25 protein-coding genes are annotated in these 22,763 nt (G+C 63.5%); 19 read left to right on the forward strand and 6 right to left on the reverse strand.

All coding sequences use genetic code 11. From position 1 onward, the window contains the following. Positions 1-133: 133 nt before the first annotated feature. On the reverse strand, positions 134-967 hold the full coding sequence (locus PSV26_RS15285; protein ID WP_300516074.1) for an undecaprenyl-diphosphate phosphatase: 834 nt from the start codon (positions 965-967) through the stop codon (positions 134-136). A 205-nt stretch (positions 968-1,172) separates the two neighbouring features. On the opposite strand from PSV26_RS15285, the gene PSV26_RS15290 reads away from it, so the two are divergent. Genes PSV26_RS15290 through PSV26_RS15325 form a run of 8 tightly spaced genes read left to right on the forward strand, consistent with a single transcriptional unit; the run spans position 1,173 to position 5,964 of the window. Next, positions 1,173-1,583: a DUF2306 domain-containing protein gene (locus PSV26_RS15290; protein WP_300516077.1), complete on the forward strand. Its 411-nt coding sequence runs from the start codon at positions 1,173-1,175 to the stop codon at positions 1,581-1,583. A 45-nt stretch (positions 1,584-1,628) separates the two neighbouring features. Next, positions 1,629-2,192 (forward strand): DUF6622 family protein, encoded by a 564-nt coding sequence (locus PSV26_RS15295; RefSeq protein ID WP_300571932.1) that lies wholly within the window; start codon positions 1,629-1,631, stop codon positions 2,190-2,192. Positions 2,193-2,203: 11 nt separating this feature from the next. Then, positions 2,204-2,509 (forward strand): 2TM domain-containing protein, encoded by a 306-nt coding sequence (locus PSV26_RS15300; RefSeq protein WP_300516083.1) that lies wholly within the window; start codon positions 2,204-2,206, stop codon positions 2,507-2,509. A gap of 14 nt (positions 2,510-2,523) precedes the next feature. Further along, positions 2,524-3,546 (forward strand): dienelactone hydrolase, encoded by a 1,023-nt coding sequence (locus tag PSV26_RS15305; protein WP_300571934.1) that lies wholly within the window; start codon positions 2,524-2,526, stop codon positions 3,544-3,546. Beyond that, positions 3,543-3,767 (forward strand): hypothetical protein, encoded by a 225-nt coding sequence (locus PSV26_RS15310; RefSeq protein ID WP_300516089.1) that lies wholly within the window; start codon positions 3,543-3,545, stop codon positions 3,765-3,767. The genes PSV26_RS15305 and PSV26_RS15310 overlap by 4 nt, the downstream gene beginning before the upstream one ends. Positions 3,768-3,791: 24 nt before the next feature. Beyond that, positions 3,792-4,097 carry a 2TM domain-containing protein gene (locus tag PSV26_RS15315; protein WP_300516312.1) on the forward strand — a complete coding sequence of 102 codons (306 nt, stop codon included), beginning with the start codon at positions 3,792-3,794 and terminating at the stop codon, positions 4,095-4,097. Continuing rightward, positions 4,094-5,137, forward strand: a complete 1,044-nt coding sequence (locus tag PSV26_RS15320; RefSeq protein WP_300571936.1) for a histidine kinase — start codon at positions 4,094-4,096, stop codon at positions 5,135-5,137. Before PSV26_RS15315 ends, PSV26_RS15320 begins: the two co-directional genes overlap by 4 nt. Next, the gene (locus PSV26_RS15325) at positions 5,134-5,964 is read left to right on the forward strand and encodes a LytTR family DNA-binding domain-containing protein (RefSeq protein ID WP_300516094.1); all 831 of its coding nucleotides are present in this window, start codon (positions 5,134-5,136) and stop codon (positions 5,962-5,964) included. The genes PSV26_RS15320 and PSV26_RS15325 overlap by 4 nt, the downstream gene beginning before the upstream one ends. 25 nt (positions 5,965-5,989) lie before the next feature. Here the strand turns inward: PSV26_RS15325 and PSV26_RS15330 are convergent, their stop codons facing one another. Next, on the reverse strand, positions 5,990-8,005 hold the full coding sequence (locus PSV26_RS15330; protein WP_300571938.1) for a prolyl oligopeptidase family serine peptidase: 2,016 nt from the start codon (positions 8,003-8,005) through the stop codon (positions 5,990-5,992). A gap of 266 nt (positions 8,006-8,271) precedes the next feature. Here PSV26_RS15330 and PSV26_RS15335 point away from each other — a divergent pair, with 266 nt between their 5' ends. The 4 genes from PSV26_RS15335 to PSV26_RS15350 all read left to right on the forward strand — a co-directional run bounded on the left by PSV26_RS15335 (position 8,272) and on the right by PSV26_RS15350 (position 11,420). Continuing rightward, entirely contained in the window at positions 8,272-8,904 is a 633-nt protein-coding gene (locus PSV26_RS15335) for a DUF924 family protein (protein ID WP_300516100.1), read from the forward strand. Positions 8,905-9,194: 290 nt separating this feature from the next. Next, a complete protein-coding gene (locus PSV26_RS15340) occupies positions 9,195-9,740 on the forward strand; it encodes a DUF3455 domain-containing protein (RefSeq protein ID WP_300571940.1) in 546 nt (181 codons plus the stop codon). A 482-nt stretch (positions 9,741-10,222) separates the two neighbouring features. Continuing rightward, on the forward strand, positions 10,223-10,708 hold the full coding sequence (locus tag PSV26_RS15345) for a hypothetical protein (protein WP_300571942.1): 486 nt from the start codon (positions 10,223-10,225) through the stop codon (positions 10,706-10,708). Between the two features lie 118 nt (positions 10,709-10,826). Then, positions 10,827-11,420 (forward strand): DUF3455 domain-containing protein, encoded by a 594-nt coding sequence (locus PSV26_RS15350; protein WP_300571944.1) that lies wholly within the window; start codon positions 10,827-10,829, stop codon positions 11,418-11,420. 94 nt (positions 11,421-11,514) lie between these two features. Here the strand turns inward: PSV26_RS15350 and PSV26_RS15355 are convergent, their stop codons facing one another. Beyond that, positions 11,515-11,919, reverse strand: a complete 405-nt coding sequence (locus PSV26_RS15355) for a hypothetical protein (protein WP_300516315.1) — start codon at positions 11,917-11,919, stop codon at positions 11,515-11,517. A 235-nt stretch (positions 11,920-12,154) separates the two neighbouring features. On the opposite strand from PSV26_RS15355, the gene PSV26_RS15360 reads away from it, so the two are divergent. The 4 genes from PSV26_RS15360 (at position 12,155) to PSV26_RS15375 (ending at position 18,757) form a co-directional block, all read left to right on the forward strand. Continuing rightward, on the forward strand, positions 12,155-14,251 hold the full coding sequence (locus PSV26_RS15360; protein ID WP_300571946.1) for a glutamine--tRNA ligase: 2,097 nt from the start codon (positions 12,155-12,157) through the stop codon (positions 14,249-14,251). A 13-nt stretch (positions 14,252-14,264) separates the two neighbouring features. Continuing rightward, the gene (locus tag PSV26_RS15365) at positions 14,265-15,353 is read left to right on the forward strand and encodes a ParB N-terminal domain-containing protein (RefSeq protein ID WP_300571948.1); all 1,089 of its coding nucleotides are present in this window, start codon (positions 14,265-14,267) and stop codon (positions 15,351-15,353) included. Positions 15,354-15,382: 29 nt separating this feature from the next. After that, the gene (locus PSV26_RS15370) at positions 15,383-16,249 is read left to right on the forward strand and encodes a restriction endonuclease (RefSeq protein ID WP_300571950.1); all 867 of its coding nucleotides are present in this window, start codon (positions 15,383-15,385) and stop codon (positions 16,247-16,249) included. An 807-nt stretch (positions 16,250-17,056) separates the two neighbouring features. Continuing rightward, positions 17,057-18,757 (forward strand): methyl-accepting chemotaxis protein, encoded by a 1,701-nt coding sequence (locus PSV26_RS15375; RefSeq protein ID WP_300571952.1) that lies wholly within the window; start codon positions 17,057-17,059, stop codon positions 18,755-18,757. A 72-nt stretch (positions 18,758-18,829) separates the two neighbouring features. On the opposite strand, the gene PSV26_RS15380 is transcribed toward PSV26_RS15375, so the two are convergent. Beyond that, positions 18,830-19,549, reverse strand: coding sequence for an SOS response-associated peptidase family protein (locus PSV26_RS15380; protein ID WP_300571954.1), 720 nt, complete (start codon positions 19,547-19,549; stop codon positions 18,830-18,832). 172 nt (positions 19,550-19,721) lie between these two features. Between PSV26_RS15380 and PSV26_RS15385 the strand changes: the two genes are divergently transcribed. The 3 genes from PSV26_RS15385 (at position 19,722) to PSV26_RS15395 (ending at position 21,652) form a co-directional block, all read left to right on the forward strand. Continuing rightward, entirely contained in the window at positions 19,722-19,940 is a 219-nt protein-coding gene (locus PSV26_RS15385) for a hypothetical protein (RefSeq protein ID WP_300571956.1), read from the forward strand. 103 nt (positions 19,941-20,043) lie between these two features. Next, positions 20,044-20,889 (forward strand): M23 family metallopeptidase, encoded by an 846-nt coding sequence (locus PSV26_RS15390; protein WP_300572059.1) that lies wholly within the window; start codon positions 20,044-20,046, stop codon positions 20,887-20,889. Between the two features lie 235 nt (positions 20,890-21,124). Continuing rightward, positions 21,125-21,652 (forward strand): hypothetical protein, encoded by a 528-nt coding sequence (locus PSV26_RS15395; RefSeq protein ID WP_300571957.1) that lies wholly within the window; start codon positions 21,125-21,127, stop codon positions 21,650-21,652. A gap of 279 nt (positions 21,653-21,931) precedes the next feature. Here PSV26_RS15395 and PSV26_RS15400 read toward each other — a convergent pair whose 3' ends face one another. Both PSV26_RS15400 and PSV26_RS15405 read right to left on the reverse strand, forming a co-directional pair. After that, positions 21,932-22,288 carry a metalloregulator ArsR/SmtB family transcription factor gene (locus PSV26_RS15400; RefSeq protein ID WP_300516133.1) on the reverse strand — a complete coding sequence of 119 codons (357 nt, stop codon included), beginning with the start codon at positions 22,286-22,288 and terminating at the stop codon, positions 21,932-21,934. Then, a complete protein-coding gene (locus PSV26_RS15405) occupies positions 22,263-22,739 on the reverse strand; it encodes an SRPBCC family protein (protein WP_300571959.1) in 477 nt (158 codons plus the stop codon). The genes PSV26_RS15400 and PSV26_RS15405 overlap by 26 nt, the downstream gene beginning before the upstream one ends. Between the last annotated feature and the right edge of the window lie 24 nt (positions 22,740-22,763).

Raw genomic sequence — 22,763 nt, forward strand, 5'->3', positions numbered from 1 at the left:
ACTTTTCTTTGGCGACGCAAAGAAAAGTGCCTCGCCCGCCGGGGCGAGACCCGGCTTGTCGGAAGCACTGTCGATGCTCAAGCTCGCAACGACATGGCTCCCGGATCAAGTCCGGGATGACAACCCACGGGAGTCAACCCGCCCAAGTGACCCAGCCCATCTGCGCCGTCACCAGCACCACGATGCCGAACACGATGCGGTACCAGGCAAACGGGACAAAGCTGTGGGTGGCGATGTAGCGCAGCAGCCAGCGAATGCACAGCCAGGCGCTGACAAAGGCAAACAGCAGCCCCACGCCGAACAGCGGCAGGTCCGCAACCGACAGCAGCGCCCGATCCTTGTACAGGCTGTAGACACCGGCACCGATCAGCGTCGGAATCGCCAGGTAAAAAGAAAAATCCGTCGCCGCCTTGCGTGACAGGCCCAGCAGCATGCCGCCGATGATGGTGGCGCCGCTGCGGCTGGTGCCGGGCACCATGGCCAGGCACTGCACCAGGCCCACCTTGAGCGCATCCATCATGGTCATGGCCTCGACCTCATGAATGCGTGCGGTGGCCGGATTCATTTTTTGCCGCCGCTCGGCCCACAAAATGACGAAACCGCCAATGATGAAGGTGCTGGCCACCACCACGGGCGTGAACAGGTGGGCCTTGATGGCCTTGCCGAACAGCAGGCCCAGAATCACCGCCGGTACAAAGGCCACCAGCACATTGAGTGCAAACTGCCGGGCCTGTTTTTCCGTCGGCAGGGCCACCACCGTGGCGCGGATCTTCTGCCAGTAGACCAGGATCACGGCAAAAATGGCGCCGGTCTGGATCGCAATGTCAAAAACCTTGGCCTTGTCGTCGTCAAAACCCAGCAAGGCGCCCGCAAGAATCAGGTGGCCGGTGGAAGAAATCGGCAAAAACTCGGTCAGCCCCTCCACGATGCCCATGACGGCGGCTTTGATCAGCAATGTTATGTCCACGCGCACTCCAGTAAATAGGGCCTGATTATCGCCGCCGGCCCGCTGACTCCCGGGCCACGGCAGGCGCCGGAGCCGCGCTTTTCGCGTTCACTGGCTGCAACTCGCGCCCCTGCTCCTGCATTTCGTCGCAAAACCCTCGCGCCGGCGCGGCCGCCCCGGCACAGTCCGTTTCATTCTGTTTTCACCTTGTTGATCGGAGAGCACCATGCAAATGTCACCCACCATCGCAGTTCACCTGACCGCCGCCATCGGCGCTACCCTCGTCGGCCCCATGGCCCTGTGGGCTCGCCAGGGCCGTGCCCAGCGCCCGCGGCTGCACCGCGCTTTCGGCTATGCGTGGGTCACCCTGATGGTGGTCACCGCCGTCTCTGCGCTTTTCATCCGCGACTTCAAGCTGCCCAACATTGGCGGCTACACCCCCATTCACCTGCTGGTGCCGGCCGCGTTTGCCGGCATGTTCGGCGCTTTCTGGTTTCTGGCCCAGGGCAACATCAAACGGCACCGCCGCTACATGCTGATCACCTATGTCAGCGCCAGCGTGGTCGCCGGCGGGTTCACCCTGCTGCCCAACCGCTACCTCGGCTCGCTGCTCTGGGGCAGTCTGGGCCTGGTCTGAGTCCACCTTTTCTTGCTCTTTTTCTTTCCCACACCGGAGAACACCATGCTGATCCAGCTCCTTATGCAACATCCCCAGGCCCTCGGGCCCGTCCTCAAAAACACCCCGACCTGGGTCTGGGGCCTGTTCGGCGTCCTGCTCACGCTGGGCCTGAGCCAGGTGCGCACACGCAGCGTCGGCGCGCTGCGGATGGCGCTGATGCCCACGGCCATGACCGGCCTGTCGCTGTGGGGCACGGTCTCGGCCTTTGGCGGCTCGCCGCTGTTCGGCGAGGTGGTGCTGGTCTGGCTGGTCGCTGCCGCGGCCATGCTGGGCCTGCTTGCCCGCCAGTCGTCGCCTGCAGGCACTGCGTACGACGCAGCACGCCGCAGTTTCACCGTGCCGGGCAGCTGGCTGCCGCTGGCGCTGATCCTCGCCATCTTCCTGACCAAGTACGTCGTCGGTGTCGACCTCGCCATGCAGCCGCAGCTGGCGCGCGACAGCCAGTACGCGCTGAGCGCCGGCGCCCTGTATGGCCTGTTCAGCGGCATCTTTGCCGCCCGTGCCGCCCGCCTCTGGCGCCTGGCCATGCGGCCCGCCGCCCCTGCTTCTGCGCTTTCCAACATCTGAAAGGAAACACCATGAACTCGCGCCACCCATCAACGCCCCTGTCCGATACTGACATCGAGCAATTGGCGCGCAAACGCGCCGCCGCCAAACTCGGCTGGTACATCCACGCCAGCGTCTACCTGCTGGTCAACCTGCTGCTGCTCACCTTGTCGCTTGCCAGCGGTCGGCACTGGGCGGTGTTTCCCCTGCTCGGCTGGGGCATCGGCCTGGCGGTGCACGGCGCCGTGGTGTTTCTGCTGACGGGCGGCGCCGGCCTGCATGAGCGCCTGCTGCAGCAGGAACGTGAGCGCCTGTCGCTGCAGCGCGACGCGTGGTGAACGGGCAGCACCCCATGAAAAAATACCTGATCCCCTGCGCACTCTGGCTAGCCGCCGCCTGCACCCATGCGGGCACGGGCCTGGCCACCGTGCCCGGCCTGCAAGACGACGGGCCCGTCACCGTGTTCTACCCGTCCAGCGCGCCAGACCGCCCACTCCAGCGCGGCCCCTTCAGCCTGGCCCTGGCCAGCGACGGCCTGCCGGTGCGTGGCAACGGCCGGCTGGTCATCATCTCGCACGGCTCCGGCGGCGCGCCCTGGGTACACACCGACCTGGCGCGCACGCTGGTCGAGGCCGGCTTTGTGGTGGCCCTGCCCGAGCACCATGGCGACAACGCCCGCGACCCGTCCACCCCGGGGCCCGAAAGCTGGAAGCGGCGGCCGGCCGAAGTCTCGCGCGCCATCGACGCCGTCGGACAGGACCCCCGTTTTTCGCCACTGCTGGCGCTGGACAAGGTGGGCCTGTACGGCGGCTCTGCCGGCGGACACACCGCGCTGAGTCTGGCGGGCGGGCGCTGGTCGCCGGCGACCTTCAGGCAGCATTGCGAAGCCCACATTGCCGAGGATTTTTCCTCCTGCGTCGGCTTCATCACCCGCCTGCGCGGCAACTTTCTGGACGGCATCAAGAAAAGCCTGGCCCTGGGCGTGATCCGCCAGCGTTTTGACGATGCCGCCTGGCAAACCCACACCGATGCGCGGGTGCGCGCCATCGTGGCCAGTGTGCCTTTTGCGGCCGACTTCGACATGGCTTCGCTGGCCACCCCGCGCGTTCCGCTGGGCCTGGTCGTGGCGCAGAAAGACGTCAACCAGGTGCCGCGTTTCCACATTGGGGCCGTGCGGGCCGCCTGCAGATCATGCGAAGTCATCGCCGATCTGCCGACCGCGGGCCATGGCGCCATGTTGTCGCCGCTGCCGCCCCTGCGGCCCGGCAGCATTGAAGCCGAACTGCTGGGCGACCCGCCGGGGTTCGATCGCAGCCAGCTGCCCGAGGTTGACGGCAGGATCACCGCCTTTTTCCACCGCCACCTGCTGCCATGAACCGGTCCGTCACCCGCTCCGCTTTAGTGGCTTTCGCCGCCGTGTCCCTGCTGTTCACAGCCCTGGCCGCCGCCGTCACCTTCGGCGGGCCGGCACCGATCGCGCCGCTGGCCGGCATCAAGGCGCCCTTGTCAAAGGCCGCCTTCAGCGCCGTGCCGCAGGCGGGCCCCGGCACCCGGCCGGGTGTTTTCTCCGGGCCTGAATCCATCGCCCTGCTCTAGAATGATTTTTCAAGCCCACCCATGATGCCCACCCCACCCCTGCCCGAAAGCCTAGAACGCCTGGCGCACAAGCGCGCCGGCGCCAAGCTGGGCTGGTATGTGCACGCCGTGCTCTACCTGCTGGTCAACCTGCTGATCTTCGCCATGTCGACCCACGGTTTCGGGAGCCGGCCCTGGTCGCTGTTTCCACTGCTGGGCTGGGGCCTGGGGCTGGTGCTGCATGGCGTGGCGGTGTTCGTGCTGGGCAACGGCGGCGGCCTGCGCGAGCGTTTGGTGCAGAAAGAGCGCGAACGCCTGCAGCGCCAGCGCGGCGACGGCCCGCACCCATGAACATCGACTGGACCTCCAAGCTGCGGCACCTGCTGCAGGTCATGGCTTTCGCGCTGGCGATCGCCGCCATCCAGTACGCCTTCATGCCGGAGCGGCCCTGGGGTCCGCCGCTGGTGTATTCGGTGCTGATTGCGGGCATCACCTGGGCCGGCATCGACATCGGCCGCCACCTGTTCCCCTCCAGCGCGGAAACCGGCTGGCCGTCCGGCTGGGCCGGTCTGGTGCTGGTGATCGGCAGCATCACGCTGGGCTACCTGCTGGGCACGGCCATTGCCGACCTGCTGTGTGCCTACTACGGCTGGCACTCGCCCGGCGCCGGTCGCAGCGACAGCAGCGAGCTGCGCAGCTCCATCCTGATCACCGCGCTGGCCGGCATTGCGGGCAGTTTTTATTTCTACTCCATCAACAAAAGCGCCTACCTCCTGCGCAAGATGGACGAGGCCCGCCAGCACGCCAGCGAGGCCCGCCTCAAGCTGCTGGAAACCCAGCTTGAGCCGCACATGCTGTTCAACACGCTGGCCAACCTGCGCGCGCTGATTGCCGCCGACCCGTCGCGCGCCCAGGTCATGCTCGACCACATGATTGACTACCTGCGCGCCACGCTGGGCGCCTCGCTCGCGCCCACCCACACGCTGCAGGCCGAGTTCGACCGCCTGCGCGACTACCTCGAGCTCATGCTGATCCGCATGGGGCCGCGCCTGACTTACACGCTGGAGTTGCCCGCCGAACTGGCGCAGCATCCGGTGCCCACGCTGCTGCTGCAGCCGCTGGTGGAAAACAGCATCAAGCACGGGCTGGAGCCCAAGGTCGAAGGCGGCCACGTCACCGTGCGTGCCCGGCGCGAAGGCGCGGCGCTGGTCCTGGAGGTGCTGGACACCGGTGTCGGCCTGTCGGGCGCCGCCAAAAACCACGCCGGTTTCGGCATGGCCCAGGTGCGCGAGCGCCTGGCCAGCACCTACGGCGCCGACACCGCTATTGAATTGGTAGCTGCCAGCGCAGGTGGCACAAGGGCCAGTGTTCGATTTCCCTTCAACCCATGAACAACCACCCGGCCACGGCGCTGATCGCCGAAGACGAACCGCTGCTGGCCCAGGCCCTGCAGGCCGAGCTGGCGCGCGCCTGGCCCGCGCTGCGTGTGCTCGCCACGGTGGGGGACGGCGCCTCGGCCGTGGCGCAGTCGCTGCAGTTGCTGCCCGAGGTGCTGTTTTTCGACATCCGCATGCCCGGCCTGGGCGGTCTGGAGGCCGCTGCCGAACTGGCCGACGACTGGCCGCAGGACACCCCCTTTCCCGCGCTGGTGTTTGTCACCGCCTACGACCAGTACGCGGTGCAGGCCTTTGAAGCGCAGGCGGTGGACTACCTGCTCAAGCCCGTGCAAGCCGGGCGCCTGCAGAAAACAGTGTCAAAAGTGCAGCAAGCCCTTGCCACACGGGCGCCGCCAGCTATCCATTCAGGAGTGACTCCGGACGCAAGCCTGGACACCACCCTGCAACAGTTGCGCCAGCTGCTCGCCGCCACCCGGGCACCGGGGCCCGACAGCGGCCCGCTGAAGGTGCTGCAGATCAGTGTCGGCACCAGCATCCGCATGGTGCCGGTGGGCGAGGTGCTGTACTTTGAAGCGGCCGACAAATACGTGCGGGTGCTCACCGCCGACCACGAGTACCTGATACGCACGCCGCTGAAAGACCTGCTGCCGCAGCTCGATGCACAAACCTTCTGGCAGGTTCACCGCGGCACCGTGGTGCAGGCCGGGGCGATTGACGCGGTCAGCCGCGACGACACCGGCAAACTCACCCTGAGCCTGCGCGGCAGGCCGGAAAAGCTGGCGGTCAGCCGGCTGTACAGCCCGCTGTTCCGGGCGCTGTAAGCTCCCAGCCGCGCAGCCGTGCGACTTACCTCGGCATCAACTGGTAATAGTCAAACCCCGCGCTGCGCCCGCCCAGGCAGCCGGCCAGCTTGTCTTCGATAGTGCGCCACATGGCGAGCCGGTTGCGCCATTTCGAGATGCTGTGGCCCTCGTCGGCAAACACCAGGTACTGCACCGGACGGCCCAGCTTCTGCAGCCCGGCCACCACGTCGTCCGAGTCCTGGCGCAACACGCGAATGTCGTTGCCGCCGTGCACCACCAGCAGCGGTGCGGTGATCTTGTCCAGATGCGTGATCGGCGAGTTCGCCAGCATCTGCGCGCGGTCTTCGGGCTTGTTCACGTCGCCATAAAAGCGTCCAAAAACATGCCGGCTGCGCCAGAACGGCGGCCAGTTGTCCACCACACGCGGCCAGTTCGCCACGCCCACCACGTCCACACCGCAGGCGTAGTCATGCGGTTTCTGGATCAGCTGCGCCAGCACCGAAAAGCCGCCGAAGCTGCCGCCCAGCACCGCCAGGCGTTTCGGGTCGGCAATCTGCTGGTCAATCGCCCACTGCACCCCTTCGGCAATGTCTTTTTGCAGGCGGCCAAAATACTGCCGCTCGCCGGCCCACATGTGTTCGCGCCCGTAGCCGGCGGAACCGCGGTAGTTCAGCGTCATCACCGCATAACCGCGGTTGACGAGCAACTGCGAGGAGTCAAACACCGCCGGGCTCCAGCTCTCGCGCACCCAGGGGCCGCCGTGGATGGACATCACCATGGGCACCGGCCCCTGCACCCCGCGCGGGCGAATCAGGTAGCCGTGGATGGTGCGGCCGTCCGAGGCCCTGAAGGAAAACGGCTCCTCCTTCGCCAGCAGCGCGCCTGCCTCGCGCTGCAAGGGGTTCAGCCGGCGCACCTGGCCGGTGCGGCGGTCCAGCAGCAACTCGGCCGAATCAAAGTGCCCCACGCTGCGCAGCACCACCCGCTGCTGGTCTTCGGAAAAACCTTGTGGCCGCGTGATCACCGGCGCGTCCGGCAGCAAGCCGGCCGCCAGCGCTTTCTGCACCGCAGCCTTCACCTCGCGATCCATCGCCGCGTCCAGGTAGCTGATGCGCGGCATGTCGGGCTCGAACACATAAGCCAGCGGGCCGCCACGGGTGCCAAAAAGCGCCATGCCCAGATCCACCTGGTCGTGCGCGGCCAGCACCCGCTCCTGGCCGCTGGCCAGGTCCACTTCAAGCAGCGCGGTCCTGTCGCGTCCGATGTTGGAGGTCACCCAGGCCTTTCCCGCCGCCGTGTCCACCCGGTTCATCCAGTAGGAGTCAAACCCGCCGACGGTCTTGAGCGTGCGCCAGCTGCCATCGGGCTGCAGCAGTTCCACAGCCACGTCCGAGCCGTCGGCGCGGCCCAGCTGCCGTGCGCGGCCGGCCAGTTCACGGTTGACGCCCAGAATCCAGCTCGTCACGCTGCCGTCACTGCGCGCCACTTCCCTGAAAGTGCGGGTCAACGCGTCGCCTTCGTAAAGGTCCAGCGTCGATTTGTCGCGCCGGTTGCTGGCAAAGAAAAATTTCGCGCCCTCAAAGCCCGAGCGGCCCAGGTACACCGAGCGTACGCCGCGCCACGGCGTGACCGCCCAGGGCGCAAACACGGCGGCCTGCGTGTCCTGCACGAACAGCTGGGTGTTTTCATCACCCGTCGGGTCCTTGCTGTACAGCAGGTGCCGGCTGTCGGCCAGCCAGGTGTGGGTGCTGCCGCTGCGCCCCTGGTTGCCAATGGCGTAAGTGGTGACAGCGCTGCCGTCGGCGACCGGGCGTACCGCCAGGCCGCTGTCGGTGCCGACCGCCTGCAGCCACATCAGCCGCTGTCCGTCGGGCGACAACACAAAGCCGGCTGCGAAGTCGATGTTGGCGACAAAACGCCGCACCGGCACCAGCGGCGCCAGCTCACCGCGGCCTTGCGCGGCCGCCAGGCCAGAGTGGGTGGGTGCCGTGCTGCAGGCCCCCAGGGTGAGCAAAACCAGCGCTGCGCCCAAGGCTGCAGCGATTCGACTGAGAGACATGAAACCCTCCTTGTTTTTAGGGGCCTGCGGTGTGAGTCCCGGCCATGTTAGCGGCAGACGACGGCCTTCTCCCCGCCAACGCCCGGGCAACGCAAGAAAATTGAACAAAAAGTGCCGCCCGCCCTTGTACAGCGGTCGCAAGCAGCTATATATTCAGTAGCAGTCGTGAAAGCAGCATCGCGCTGCTGGATAGAAAACCAGCCTCAACCACGAGTACATTCAGCCATTCAGGCCTCAAGTCCTTCAGTCCTTCAGTCCTTCATCCCATGCCCTCATCCTCCATATCGTCCCCCGGCTCGGCCTCGCCCGACCTGGTCCTTGACTTCTGGTTCGGTGACGGTCTCACGCTGGGCTGGCCCAGCCAGGACATGGGCAAGCGCTGGTTCACCGGCGGGCCGCAGCTTGACGAGGACATCCGCCAGACCTTTGGCAAGCTGGTCGAGCAGGCGCTGGCCGGCCGCCTGGCCGACTGGGAGGCGCAGCCGCTGAGCCGGCTGGCGCTGGTGATTCTGCTCGACCAGTTTCCCCGCAATATCTTTCGCGGTACGGAAAAGGCCTTTGCCGGCGACGAGCAGGCCCAGCACCTGGTGAGCGAAGCACTCGCGCGGCGCATGGACGAGGCCCTGCCCTGGGTGGGCCGCGTCTTCTTGTACATGCCGCTCACCCATGCCGAAAGCCTGGCCCTGCAGGAAGAAGGCGTGCGCCGCTTCAGCGCCCTGGTGGCGGCCGTGCCCGAGGCGCACCGCGCCAGCGTCCAGAGCTCGCTGGACTTTGCCGTCAAGCACCGCGACATCATTGCCCGCTACGGCCGTTTTCCCCACCGCAACAACGCGCTGGGGCGCACCAGCAGCGCGCTGGAATTCGAGTTTCTGAAAATCGGCCCGCGCTTCGGGCAATAAGCACTCCGCCAACCAACGGCGCGCCGCTTCACTCGCCAGCCCGAACGCGCGGGCAAGGCCGGCTTCGCAACAACCCTGCCCCGCCAGTTGCACCTGACATGACATGGGAAGGCCCGGCGTGATTTTTTGCGCGCGCTGCCCGCCCGTGCTGAATCCACCCGCGCGCCGGACACGTATCCCCCCCAGACGCGATCGAACGCCCGGCATTCCTGCCGCCGTACGCCGTGTTGACCCGCGACATCCACCACCCACAACTGGCCCCAGCCAGCTCACTATCCGGAGTACCCCTCATGTTGATCCGTACCGCCCTTGCCACCGCCGCCGTTTCCCTTGTTGCCGCCTGCGGCAGCATGACCCCGATGATGCCGACCTACTCGCAGGCCGGCCTGCCGGCCACCGTCCAGGTGCCCGCCGGCAACCGGGTGGCCCTCGAGACCGTGGGCATGGGCGACATCACCTACCAGTGCAGCGCCAAAAAAGACATGGCCGGCCAGTTCGAGTGGGTGTTTGTCGGTCCCGACGCCAAACTGATGGACCGCAGCGGCAAACAGGTCGGCAAGTACTACGGCCCGCCCGCCACCTGGGAAGCCATGGACGGCTCCAAACTGACCGCCACGCAACTCGCCGTCGCGCCCAACATGGCCGGCAGCATTCCGCTGCAGCTCGTCAAGGGCAACCCCGCCATGGGCAACGGCGCCATGCAGGGCGTGACCTACATCCAGCGCGTGGCCACCCTGGGCGGCGTTGCGCCGGCCGCCCCGTGCGCCGCCGGCAATCTGGGTGAAAAGCAGATCGTCAAGTACCAGGCCGACTACATCTTCTACAAGGCCATGTAAGCCCCGGGTTGCCGCAGGCTGAGCGTCGTCGCACGCCTGGCCTGGCCATGATGTTTTCACCAGGTTCTTTTGACCCGGTTCTCACGGACATCCACAGTGTGAACACACCCTCAATGGTGAGCGGCCGGCCTTCGCGTCTTGCGGGGTCGGCTTTGACAGCCTGCAGGCCATCGCGTGCGCGGTGGCCTGCAGGCTTTTTTGGTGCATGCGGCGAATCGCGTTTTTGGCCCGCAGACCCCGGGCGCGGCGTCCTACAGACGCTTACACCTGTTGCAGCCGAAACTGGTCATCAGCCGCCACCAATAATGCATCAGACCTTTCATGAAACGCCTTCCTGCCCCTCCGCCTGGAAAAACCTTGTTCCATGGAAGCCCCTGTTCCACGCCGCGCTGTGCGCTGTCCCGCGCAAGCGGCGGCTTCCTACAGGGCCCGGCGCGGGCCTGCGGTCTGATAGCCGAATGATCAGCAAGGAGTAACCTGTCATGAGAAACACGCACCATTTGTTTCGCGCGATCAGCCTGACCATCGGCCTGGCCCTGCTGGTGGTTACCGGCACGGCCGCCATGATGGCTGTTTTTTCTTCAGGTCCTGCTTACGCGCCCCGCGCTTATGGCCAGATGGTGCTCGCTCCTATGCCTGAGGCAGCTCAAACCCTGGATCAAGCCCTGTCACCCGCCGGTGACGACCACGTGTTGTACCAACGCGTTGCTCGCGCCGACGGAACCCAGGCATGGGAACTGACGCCAGCCGCGCAATCCACCGAAGCGCCCGACAACCGCAGCAACGCCGTCGTGGCCACGCGCTCCACCTTCGATGCCCCGGGCTTCAGCCGCGTCAGCTACAGCCTGCAGGCCAGACCAGCCGGTTTCAGCAAGCCCCTGAAAAGCTGCACCCACGCGGTGATCGGCCAGGGCGCCAAGCTCAAAACCATGGGCGCATATGACATTTCCTGCACGACCCTCGGCTGAAAAAACGCCTGCGCCGGTCGCGGACAGGACAAACCGCGCTGGCGTGCGGGGGTTTCCCCGTACGGCGCCCCCCATGATCATGGGGTGTACTAGGGCAAACCCACACTCCGGAGCGTTCGTGCAAACATCTTCCCCCGGCAATTTCCCCCGCGGCCGCCTGTCGCGCAGCCTCGGCCTGCTTGTGCTCGCCGGCAGCGCAGCCCTGCTGGGGGCCTGCAGCCACCGACCGCTTCAGCCCTACAACACCCAGCAGGATCTGCCCGAGGCGGTTCGGGTGCCTGACGGTTTCCAGCCCGTGCTGGAAGCCACCAGCAATGGCAGGCTGCTCTACGAATGCCAGGCCGTCAAACGCGCCCCTTATGAATACGAGTGGCTCATGCGAAATGGCAGTGTGGACCTGACCGACACCTACGGCGGCGCCATCATGCACAAACCCGGGGCGCGCGCGAGCTGGGTCCACCGGGATGGCTCCAGCGTCATGGCCCGCGAATTCTCCGAGGTGCCCAACGGCAGCAACAACCTGCCGCTGCAGCGTTACGTCGCCCAGGCGTCTGGCGTGCCCGGGGTGCTGCACGACATCACCTATGTCCAGCGCCTGCGCACCGTGGGCGGCTGGATATCGAGCACCCCCTGCACATCGGCACAGCTGGGCATGCGCAAAACCGTGCCTTACGAGGCCGACTACATTTTCTGGCGCGCCAAGGGCTCCTGAAGCGCTGCTTCCAGTACCGCACCGGTCCACAGCGCCCACAAAAAAGCCCGCAGACCTGAGCCTGCGGGCTTTTTTGATGGTGGCAAGCGGCGGGTCAGCGGCCGTAATAACCTTGGTTTTGCACGTAGTAACCACCCTGGCGATAACCACCGCGGCGGTCATCGTCGTCGCGCCCGTGATGGCCATGCCCCCTGTGCCAGCCGTGGGGACGGCCGTAGTACACCGGGGCGGGCTGCACGTAGACAGGACGCGGCTGGTAATACACCGGCGCCGGCTGGTAATACACCGGAGCCGGCTGTACATACACAGGTCGGGGTTGCACATAGACGGGCTGCGGCTGCACGTAAACCGGCTGCGAATACACCGGGTAGGCATTGGTCACGCCGACCTGCGCGCCCGGAAGCACCACCCCGACGGAAAACTGCACGTCGCTGCGGGCGTGGGCCCCGCCGGCAAACCCCATCGCCGCGACGGCCAGGGCGGCAGCGGCACCGGCCATCAGAATGGTGCGCCGGGGGGGTGCGGCCTGAACGGTTGAACTAAGCATGGCTTTCTCCTTGTATAGCGGGGCAGAAAGTGCCCGTACATGAATTAAACGCGGCAAGGCCGTAACCGCCTACCCACTGCACAGTGAAGACGGTAGCGAAAGGTAACTTTACTTGCTACTTTACAAAGCACAGCCCCGCAAGGAGCCCCAACCGGTGTGGCAAGGGCCGCACACTAGAATCAGTCGCATGACCCCTCCTGCAGACAAAGAAACCCCCAGAGCCAGCAATTTCCTGCGCCAGATCATCGAGCATGACCTGGCCGCCGGCACCTATTCCGGCCGCAAATGGGGCGGCAGCCCCGGCGACGCCACCCACCACGCCACTGGCCAGCCCGACACCGCCCGCATCCGCACCCGCTTTCCGCCCGAGCCCAACGGCTACCTGCACGTGGGCCACGCCAAAAGCATCTGCCTGAACTTCGGCCTGGCGCGCGACTACGGCGGCGTGTGCCACCTGCGTTTTGACGACACCAACCCCGAAAAAGAAGACACCGAATACGTCAACAGCATCATTGATGCGGTGAAGTGGCTGGGTTTTGACTGGAACGCCCCGGTCAACGGCGTTGCCACCGCCCACCTGTTCCAGGCCAGCGACTACTTCGATTTCATGTACCGCGCCGCTGAATACCTGATTGAAACCGGCCACGCCTATGTGGACGAACAAAGCGCCGACGACATGCGCACCAACCGCGGCGACTTCGTCAAACCGGGCATCAACAGCCCCTTCCGCAGCCGCACGCCGGCCGAGAACCTGGCGCGTTTTCGCGAAATGAAGGACGGCAAGCTCGCCGACGGCGCCGCCGTGCTCCGCGCCAAGATCGACATGGCCAGCCCCAACATCAACATGCGCGACCCGGCGATTTACCGCATTCGCCGCGCCACGCACCACGCCACCGGCGACCAATGGTGCATTTACCCGATGTACTCGTATGCGCACCCGATCGAGGACGCGCTGGAAAACATCACCCACAGCATCTGCACGCTGGAGTTTGAAGACCAGCGCCCGTTTTACGACTGGACGCTGGAGCGCATCGTGCCCATCCTGCGCGCGCCGCAGTTTGCGCAGGCCCGCGAGCTGGTTGAAAAAATCGAAGGCCAGGGCCTGGAAGCCGGCAAGGAATTTGCCCTGCACTGCCACAACCGGGCCGACAAGCTGTTTGCCAGCGAGGCCGAGGCACAGATGCGCGCCATGTTTGTGCGCTGGGAACACAACCCCGACGCCGTGCTGCACGACCTGCCCGCGTTTTTTGCGCTGCTCAAAAAAGAACTCGCGCAGTTCACGCCGCTGCTCGAACACGCGCTCGACGGTGAACGCCCCAACCTCTTCCTGCTGCCGCACCAGCACGAGTTTGCCCGGCTCAACCTGACCTATGTGCTGACCAGCAAACGCAAGCTTGCCCAACTCGTCAACGAAAAGCGTGTGACTGGCTGGGACGACCCGCGCATGCCCACCATCGTCGGCCTGCGCCGGCGCGGCTACACGCCCGAAGCGATTCAATTGTTTGCCGAACGCATCGGCGTGACCAAAAGCGACAGCTGGATTGACTACAGCACGCTGGAAGGCTGCCTGCGCGACACGCTGGACCCGACCGCACCGCGCGCCATGGCCGTGCTCGACCCGGTGAAGCTGGTGCTGACCAACTGGGACGAGGTCATGGGCGCCGGCAAATTGGACGACTGCAGCGCCCCCGTGCACCCGCACCACCCCGACATGGGCACACGCCACTTCAAGATCGGCAGGGAAGTGTGGATTGAACGCACCGACTACGAAGAAACGCCCCCCAAAGGTTTCTTCCGCCTCTTCCCCGCCCACACCAATGCCAGCGGCCAGGCGATTGCGGCCAGCAAGGTGCGCCTGAAATACGGCCACGTCATCGAATGTGTGGGCGCGACCAAAGACGCGGCGGGCAACATCACCGAAGTGTTGGCAAAACTGATCCCCGACACCAAGAGCGGCACCCCTGGCTCGGACAGCGTCAAGGTCAAGGGCGTGATCACCTGGGTCGGCGTGAACGACGCCGTGCAGGCCGAAGTGCGGCTGTACGACCGCCTGTTCACCCAGGCCCACCCCGAGGCGGACGGCAAGGACTTTCTGGAGAACCTGAACCCGGACAGCCTGAGCGTGGTGACGGCTTATGTGGAGCCTTCACTGGCGAGCGTTGAAGCCGGTCAGCGTTTTCAGTTTGAGCGGCATGGGTACTTTGTCACTGACTTGAAGGATCACGCTGCGGGGAAAGCGGTGTTCAATCGGGTGACGGGGATGAAGGATAGTTGGGCTAAATGATATTGGAAGCAATATGAAACTTGAAGAAATTTTTGTTGACCCCAATGATCTTCTACTAGATCCGAACAATTATCGCTTCCAAGATTTGGGCGACTACGTTCGCGTAGATCCGGATCGCTTACACGAAGAAGCGGTCCAAGCAAAAGCGCGCGAGCGAATTAGAGGGGGCGATTCACTCAATCCACTAAAAGCTTCGATTCTCAAAAATGGATTCATCTCGGTGGAGCGACTCGTTGTTAGGCCCTACGAAAAAATTCCCGGAAAATATATTGTTGTGGAGGGTAATCGCCGCTTAGCTGCAATAACCTCAATTCTCAATGAGCATGATGCAGGGGCCACGGTAGATCCAAAAATTTTAGCGTCAATTAGCAAGTTGCCGGTACTTTCGGCGATTGCAGACACGGCCAATGACCTCAATGTATTTCTCTCTTCTCTCATGGGAATACGACATGTCTCGGGCATTAAGCAATGGGATGGTTACCAGAGATCAAAATTAGTCTTCGACATGAAAAAGGCTCTTGAATTGCCTTCAGTCGAAGTCGCAGAACGTCTGGGAATGTCAACCCAAGAAGTAAACCGAAGATTTCGAGCCTTTAGCGCACTAGCGCAAATGCAGGAAAACGAAGACTACGGCGAATTCGCCACTCCAGCAATGTATCCACTGTTTCATGAAGCGGTATCGGTTCCTCAGATTCGCGAGTGGCTCGGCTGGGATGATCAACAGTCTCTATTTTCACGCAGTGATGAACTGGCGGTGTTTTACTCGTTATTAACCCCGCAACAAGGAGATGATGAAACAACACACCCCCCAAAGCTTCAATCACACAGAGACGTTCGGGAGCTAAAAGGAATTCTCCTCAATGCTGAAGCCAAAACGGTATTACTAGACCCACACCGTTCTTTCAATGACTCTCTTGCAGCAGTTCGAAAGGACGAGCTATCGGGACTTTGGCGTTCACAAGTAATTTTGGCTAAAGAAGTTTTGGATGACTTGGGCATTAAAGAACTCAAAGGGCTAACTCCAGAGGATGAACAACTTCTAGGAAGATTGTTGGCGGTAGTCACGGAGCGACTATCAGATCTAAAGCTTCTTAAAAGTTGACTCGGCTTTGTAACTTCTAATCGACGTTTATGAAGCCAGCGGACATTGTTTTGCTCCTCATAGATGAGGTTGATTTCGATGAACCTCCCATTTCCATTTCAGATCTAGTTGTCAAACTATTGACGCAATCGCAGCGCGTTTCGACCATCTCGGACGCTCAGATTTTGGCGGAGACTCATGCATCGGCGATCCAAAGCAGACTGAAAGCAGTTTGGAACGGTCACTCTGATCGAGGGCGTCCGCTTAAGCTTGTGCTCTTCCAAACGGCAAGCGGTGACACCTTAATTCGCGGCATCTGTCATATCTTTTCAAATGACACTCCCGATGAAATAGCAGCGAAAAAGCGCCGAAAATTATCCTTCGTGGTTGAGTCAACATTGAATGCCATGGTCGATCCATACGATTTCGAGCGTCTTTGTAGCAAGATTCTTGGACTGTTAGGTGTGGAAACTCCAGTTGTTACAAAGGCTGCGCGAGACGAAGGCGTCGACTTCTTTGGGAAATTAAATCCAGTTGCGGAGAAGTATTTATTCGATGTCTCACCTACCGTTCAGAAAAAACTAGATATCTGGTTGATAGGTCAGGCCAAACACTATCCCCAAGGCAAAGCGGGAACTCCTGATCTTAGACATTTGTTCGGAGCAGTTTCGCTTGCCAGAGCCAATGCATACTCTACCAACTCGTATACAGCCAAAACGTTAACGCTCAAGATTGCCGACCCGGTCTTTTATCTTTTCTTCACCACTGGCGAGCTAAGCAAAGATGCTTGGAATTTGGTTGATAAGACGGGGATCGTGGCGATGGACGGGCGCATGCTGAGCGCCTTTCTGGCCGACAGAGGCCAAGCCGACACTATCGCCGATCCCACTAAATTTCAACAATGGCTTACTTCATAGGCGTATATGTTGAGTCTTTAGTCAATTCTGAACTTAGTCGCGCACGGAGCTTTTGCGCATAGTCATTGAGCTCTCACACCATTTATTAAATGTCATCTTTCAATCGCAGCAGAATACTGGTCCTGTTGCGTATCGCTACCGTTCCCTACCGGGCGATCCCCACTCACGCCAACCCACCGAAGAAGTCGTCATCTCCCCCGACGACGTCACTCCCGAAATGCTGAGCAGCGCAGGCGTCAAGCGCGGCGACCAAGTGACTTACTTAGGTTCGGGTGACGGGTGGATGCCATAGACACTGAGACAGCGCCTTGCGGTGACATCACCCCCTAATCAGCCCTTTTTCTCAACCAGGTTAGCCGTCAACCAGTTGGCCGGATAGGCCGCACAAACTCCCGAGCCTTCTCCGGCCGGGCGCTGAGTCAGGCGTCGTAGGCGCCATCGTTCAATAGCTCCAGCATTCGTTTTTCGTTACCGGGCCGCAGGTGCGACTCATCAGCGCGTGATTATGGGCGTTCACCGAGAGCGGGATTAGCCGAGATGCGCTCGCCCACCCTCTTTCCAAAGAACCAGCCCCCCCCATGGACGTTGCCTAAAGTTTTTGGTGCAACTTGCCGTTATTCAAAGAGAGTACCGGCAAGGCTGCCCGCGCGGCGGCTGGTTTCTGCGCCCAGCCGCGGGGGCCGGTGAATGGGAAGCGTTTGAAGTCCTGCATATCCCGCCTCGATGGATTGAACCCGTTTAAATGGCATCGACCGCCGCCGAACCGCCACAGCTCTTTCTGTGAAACTAAAAAAAGGGAAGTGCACCATGAAACTCCGAACCAAAATGATCTCCGTAATGGCGCTGGTATGCGCCTGCTTCACCTTGGCCATTGGCATGGCGCTGGTGGGCATGCAGAACGCGAAAAGCCAGTTCGAGAACTTTCTCCAGCAAGACCAGGCCTTGCTTCAGGCCGGGAGCAATCTGTATGCCCAAGGCTTGCAGATGGGGCAGGCCTTGCGCAATATCGTGCTCGACCCGGCGAATAAAAAGGCCCAGGAAAACCTGGACGCTGCCAGCGACGAATTCAAAACCTCTTACCAGGCGGCGCTCTCCCTTTCAAAAGGGGACGGCGACACCTTGAGCATCCTGCAGAAGATCGGCGATCTACGAGAAAAGCAGGCGCTGCTCCAAAAGGAAGTTGCAGCGCTCGCCCAGAGTGATGCAAACGCCGCCAAGAGCCTTCTGAATACCGCAGAGACCCCCATCTGGCGGGACATGCGCGGGCGTCTGCAGGAGTTCATCAAGGCAAAAAACGAGGCTGCCAAAAGCACCGAAGCAGAACTGCGCCGGTTCACACAGCAGATGCTGCTCATCAGTGTGGTCATGGCGGGCGTGGCCATTCTGCTGGGTGTCGGCATCACCTTCTGGCTGACCCGCGATGTGATGAAACAACTCGGCGGTGAACCCGACTACGCGGTGGCTATTGCGAGCAGCATCGCTGCCGGCGACCTGACGATGGATGTGCAGACCCGCGCAGGTGACCAAACCAGCCTGTTGTTTGCCATGAAACAAATGTGCGCCAGCCTGGTTCGGGTGGTCGGCGAAGTCCGCAGCGGCACCGACACCATCGCCACGGCAAGCAGCCAGATCGCCGCCGGCAACCACGACCTGTCGTCCCGCACCGAAGAGCAAGCCAGCTCCCTGGAAGAAACCGCAGCGTCGATGGAAGAGCTGACCAGCACCGTCAAACAGAATGCCGACAACGCCCGCCAGGCCAACCAGCTGGCCGTCACCGCCTCCAGCGTGGCCGTCAAGGGCGGCAGCGTGGTCGCCGAGGTGGTCGGCACCATGGGCGCCATCAATGCTTCTTCCAGAAAGATCGTCGACATCATCGGCGTGATCGACGGCATTGCCTTCCAGACCAACATCCTGGCCCTGAACGCCGCCGTTGAAGCGGCCCGGGCCGGCGAGCAGGGAAGAGGTTTTGCCGTGGTGGCCGCAGAAGTCCGAAACCTGGCCCAGAGAAGTGCGGCAGCGGCCAAGGAAATCAAGACCCTGATCGGCGACTCCGTCGACAAGGTCGAGGAAGGCAGCAAACAGGTGGCCGAGGCCGGCAAGACCATGGACGAGATTGTGGACAGCGTCAAACGCGTGACCGACATCATGGCCGAGATCACGGCGGCCAGCCAGGAGCAGACGGCGGGAATAGAGCAGATCAACCAGGCGATCACGCAGATGGACCAGGTGACGCAGCAAAACGCTGCGCTGGTGGAAGAAGCCGCTGCTGCAGCGTCCTCGCTGCAGGAGCAGGCCAGCGGGCTCAGTCAGGTGGTCAGTGCCTTCAAACTGAACCAGCAGCAACATGCCGGGCAAGGCGATTCAACGCGGCACACAAGCCACATCGGCCCGCGTGAAACACCCCGGCAGCCACCCCGGGCCCAACAGGCCGTGGCAGCCCCCGTGCAGCGGCAGTTGAGCCATGCGGGTGCCCTCGCTACCACCCAAGGAAATTGGGAAACGTTTTAAGCGCTTCGCTGCATTTGGGGAGCACGCAGCGATCTACCCCGGCACGACCAGTACCGTTCGCCGGAAGACGGGCTATTTCTCAACTGGGTTGGCCGTCAGCCAGTTGGCCGGGTAGGCGCGCATGAACTCCCTGGCTTTCTCGGGACGCGCGCTGAGCCAGGCGTCGGCCGCGCCCTCGTTCAATATCGCCACCATGCGTTTTTCGTTGCCGGGCTGCTGGTAGCGGCTCATCAGGGCGTGGCTGTTGGCGTTGACGGTGAGCAGGGTGTAGCTGACGATGGCTTCGCCGTCTGCCCCCGTCCAGCTTTCCCACAAGCCCGCCACGCCCATGGGTTTGCCGTCCACGCGGGCGATGCGGGTGGGCACGGCCTTGCCGCTGCGCCAGTCGTCTTCCATGAAGGCCATCATGGGCACGATGCAGCGCTGCCCGGCCAGCCAGGCGTCGCGGAAGTTGTTGGAGGTGGTCACGGTTTCCGAGCGGGCGTTGACCAGCTTGGTGGAACGCAGCTTGGCGTCGGACGCCGACTTGACCCAGCGCGGCACCAGGCCGAATTGACCGGCCACCAGCTCACGCACCGGGGCCGCGCGCGCGGGCTGGTCAACGTCTGCGGCCTCTGCAACCTCCTCTTCGATCTCTGCGATTTCCTGCGCCTCTGCGGCCAGGGCCGCCCGAATGAACACACCCGGTTGGCGCGGCCACACCTTGCGCCCCACGGGTGAAGCGGGGGCGGCCACATGGAAGGCGTCAGGGTAAAGCGTGGCGGGGTGAAGGCTTTCGTATTGGGTACTCATGCGGCGATGCTATCGCACCGCAGTGAACAGCGACCCGGAGGCGGCCCCGCAAGTCGCGTTCTTCGCCGACATACAAAAACCTTCGTCGCGCGTACCATGTTTCGTTAGGGTCGCACGCGCGGCCATTTCCTTCCTCTGTTCATCTGTTCGTTCATCCCTCCAGGAGATTGCCATGCCCCAGTTCGCCATGATTACCGGTGACGTGACTTACACACCGGGTGACGGTGCGCCCATCACGATTCCGCAGGTGCGTGTGGAAGTCGCGCTGTCTTTCGACAGCGCCACCCTGAGCTGGGAAGATGCGCCGGGTATTGCCGGCCTGACGGCCATTCCCCTCACCCAGTTTGACGACTATGTGAACGACGGCAAGATCACCTGGATACCGGAATAAGCCAGCAAACAAGCAAGACAACCTGCCCAACCGCATCGTGCCCACCCGCCCTTTTCTCCCCTCCCCCGCGCTGTTCAAGCGCCGCTGTGCCCTGCTGGCCGGCATGGGTTTGCTGGCCTGGCCGGCCGCGCGCCTTGCCGCCGCGCCGGCCTCGCCGTCAGCCTCAGCTTCATCGTCTGGGGTCTGGCCGCGCGCACTGGCCGTGCCCGGCGGTGTGGCCCGGCTGTCGCTGGGCCCGGCGGCGCTGCGGCCGGTGGCGCATCTGCCGCACGCCGACGGCGACATCCCCTTGCTGGTGGTGGGCGACGTGATCGAGTGGACGGCGCTGGTGGGCATCACGCTGTCGGCCGCGCCCGGCGAGGCGAGCATTGCCATGCAGGCGCCAGAAGGCGGGCAGCGGCAGGTGGGCTACACGGTGGCGCCCAAGCGCTACAGCGAGCAGCAGCTCAAGGTCTCGCCGCGCACGGTGGACCTGTCGCCGGAGGACCTGGCGCGTTACGAGCGCGAGCGCGCGCACCAGGCGCTGGTGATGGCCACCTTCAGCCAGCCCCTGCCGCAAACCCTGCGCATGCAGGTGCCCACGCCGGGGCGGCGCTCCAGCTCGTTCGGCTTGCGGCGCGTGTTCAACGGGCAGGCACGCAGTCCGCACAGCGGCATGGACATTGCGGCCGGCAAGGGCACGCCCGTGTTGTCGCCGCTGCCGGGCCGGGTGATCGACACCGGCGACTACTTTTTCAACGGCAACACCGTCTGGCTGGACCACGGCGGCGGGCTGCTGAGCATGGTCTGCCACCTGAGCGCCATCGACGTGCAGTTGGGCGATGTGCTGAAAACCGGCGAACGTGTGGGCGCGGTGGGTGCCACCGGCCGCGTAACGGGGCCGCACCTGCACTGGGGCGTGATGCTGAACCGCACCATGGTGGACCCGGCGCTGTTTCTGGCCGCCTGAGGCGCGGCGCCGCCGGCGGGGCCGGCCTGCGTTCAACCCTTGATACTTACATGCCAAATGTGCCTCCAGCCCAATACTCGCCTGCGCCGGCAGCTCCTGAAAGCGTAGCAAATTCAACTCTCCGCCGTGCTCGCGGCCCGGTTCTGGATGCCCGCCCCTAGCCCATTAGGTCGCAAACACTAGGGGAAACCCGCATGATTGGGGCATTGTTGATCCACTTCCCAAGGAAACCCCCATGAGCGCCAAAAACCTGTCTACCGTTGCTGCCGACCTGATCGAGTCTTACGGCAACACCGCCAAAAACGTGATCGATGCCTACCGCGCCGGCGGCGAGCGTGTGGTCAGTGTGCTAGAGCAGCGCTGGAACCGCGCGCTGAAACAGTCGCGCTCGGAGCTGAGCGCCGAAGTCGCCAAAAACGCGACGGCTGCCCAGCTGGCCTTCAGCGCGCTGTACAGCAAGGGCCTGACCCTGAGCTCCGACGGCGCCCAGCAGGTGGTGAGCCAGCTGGTGAAGCTGGCCGAAACCGGCGTCGAGCGCGCAGCCGCCAACGCCGCGATGTTTGAAGAAAAAACCGGCGCGAACGCGCTGACCACCCTTGCCGCCGTCACCGCGCCCGGCGCGCTGGCACTGAGCAAGCTGGCCGCGCAGATCGAGCAGAAAACCGCCAGCCTGGCCGACAAGATTGCCGGCGACGACACCACCACGGTCAAGGCCAAACGCAGCTCGGCCTTCAGCCAGCGGCGCGCTGCCAAAGCCGCCTGATCAGGGCTTTCTTGCCCCCTCGCCCTCCGGGAGAGGGTGGGGGTGAGGGCCCGCAAGCCACAAGCTAGCGTAGCTCTACGCGCAGGCCGTCTACCCTCACCCCTGCCCTCTCCCACGGGGAGAGGGAGTCAAGCGGGTCCGGACCCCCTGCGCAGCGGCTTTTTTAGAATAAAAAGTGCCACCAGCCCCTGAAAGGCGGGCGCCACCAGCTATTAAAAATATAGCGCAGGACGCCCGGGAAAGCAGCCGCCTTCCCGGGCGTCAGTCTTTCTGGTCCTTCTAGTCTTTCTCCATCGCCAACTTGAAGCGGCCCAGCGCCTGGTCCCACTGCTGCGCGATCAGCTCCAGCGTGCGGCGCGCTTCGTCAAGCTGCTGCGGCTCAAACTGCCACAGCCGTTCGCGGCCCATCTTCAGGTCTTTCACCAGCCCGGCATCGGCCAGCACCTGCAGGTGTTTGGTGACCGCCTGGCGCGTCAGCGCGGTGTTGGCCGTGAGCTGCGCAATGGAAAACACGCCGCCCACACACAGCGCGGCGATCAGCTGCAGGCGCGTCTTGTCGCCCAGCGCAAAAAACACCGGCGCCATGTCGGGCGCAGGCGCTGCGGCCTTGTCAGCGCGTGGTCTGGCTGGTGACATGGCGGGCAATGTTGTCGAGCTGATGCGGCCAGCCGCTGCTGACGCCCCGGAAGGCTTCCATGCGACGCGCGGGCGGCACCTTGTCAAAGCCGGTTTCGGTCACCGTCAGCAGCGTGCCGTCGGGTGCGTCTTTCAGGGTGAAGGTCACCAGGGTGCGCTCTTCTTTGGAATAGTCCACCCCCGCGCCAACCGCATGCGGGTGCCAGCGGTAACTCATCAAGGTTTCGGGCTCGACGCGGTCGATCACCACGTCGAACACCACATGTTCATAACCCTGGATGGTGATGGGTCCCTGCACACGCTGGCCGGGCTCAAAACGTTTTCCGGTGAGCCTGGCGCCAAACCATTTGCCGTATTCCTCGGCGTGGGTGAGTGAATGCCACACCTTGTTGCGCGGGGCCTTGATGTGGACGCTGCGTTCGACGCGGTCGGTGCTGCTGTCGGTGGTCATGAGTGAACTCCTGTCGGTGAATGT

Source organism: Polaromonas sp., assembly GCF_029945685.1.
Lineage (GTDB): Bacteria > Pseudomonadota > Gammaproteobacteria > Burkholderiales > Burkholderiaceae_C > Polaromonas.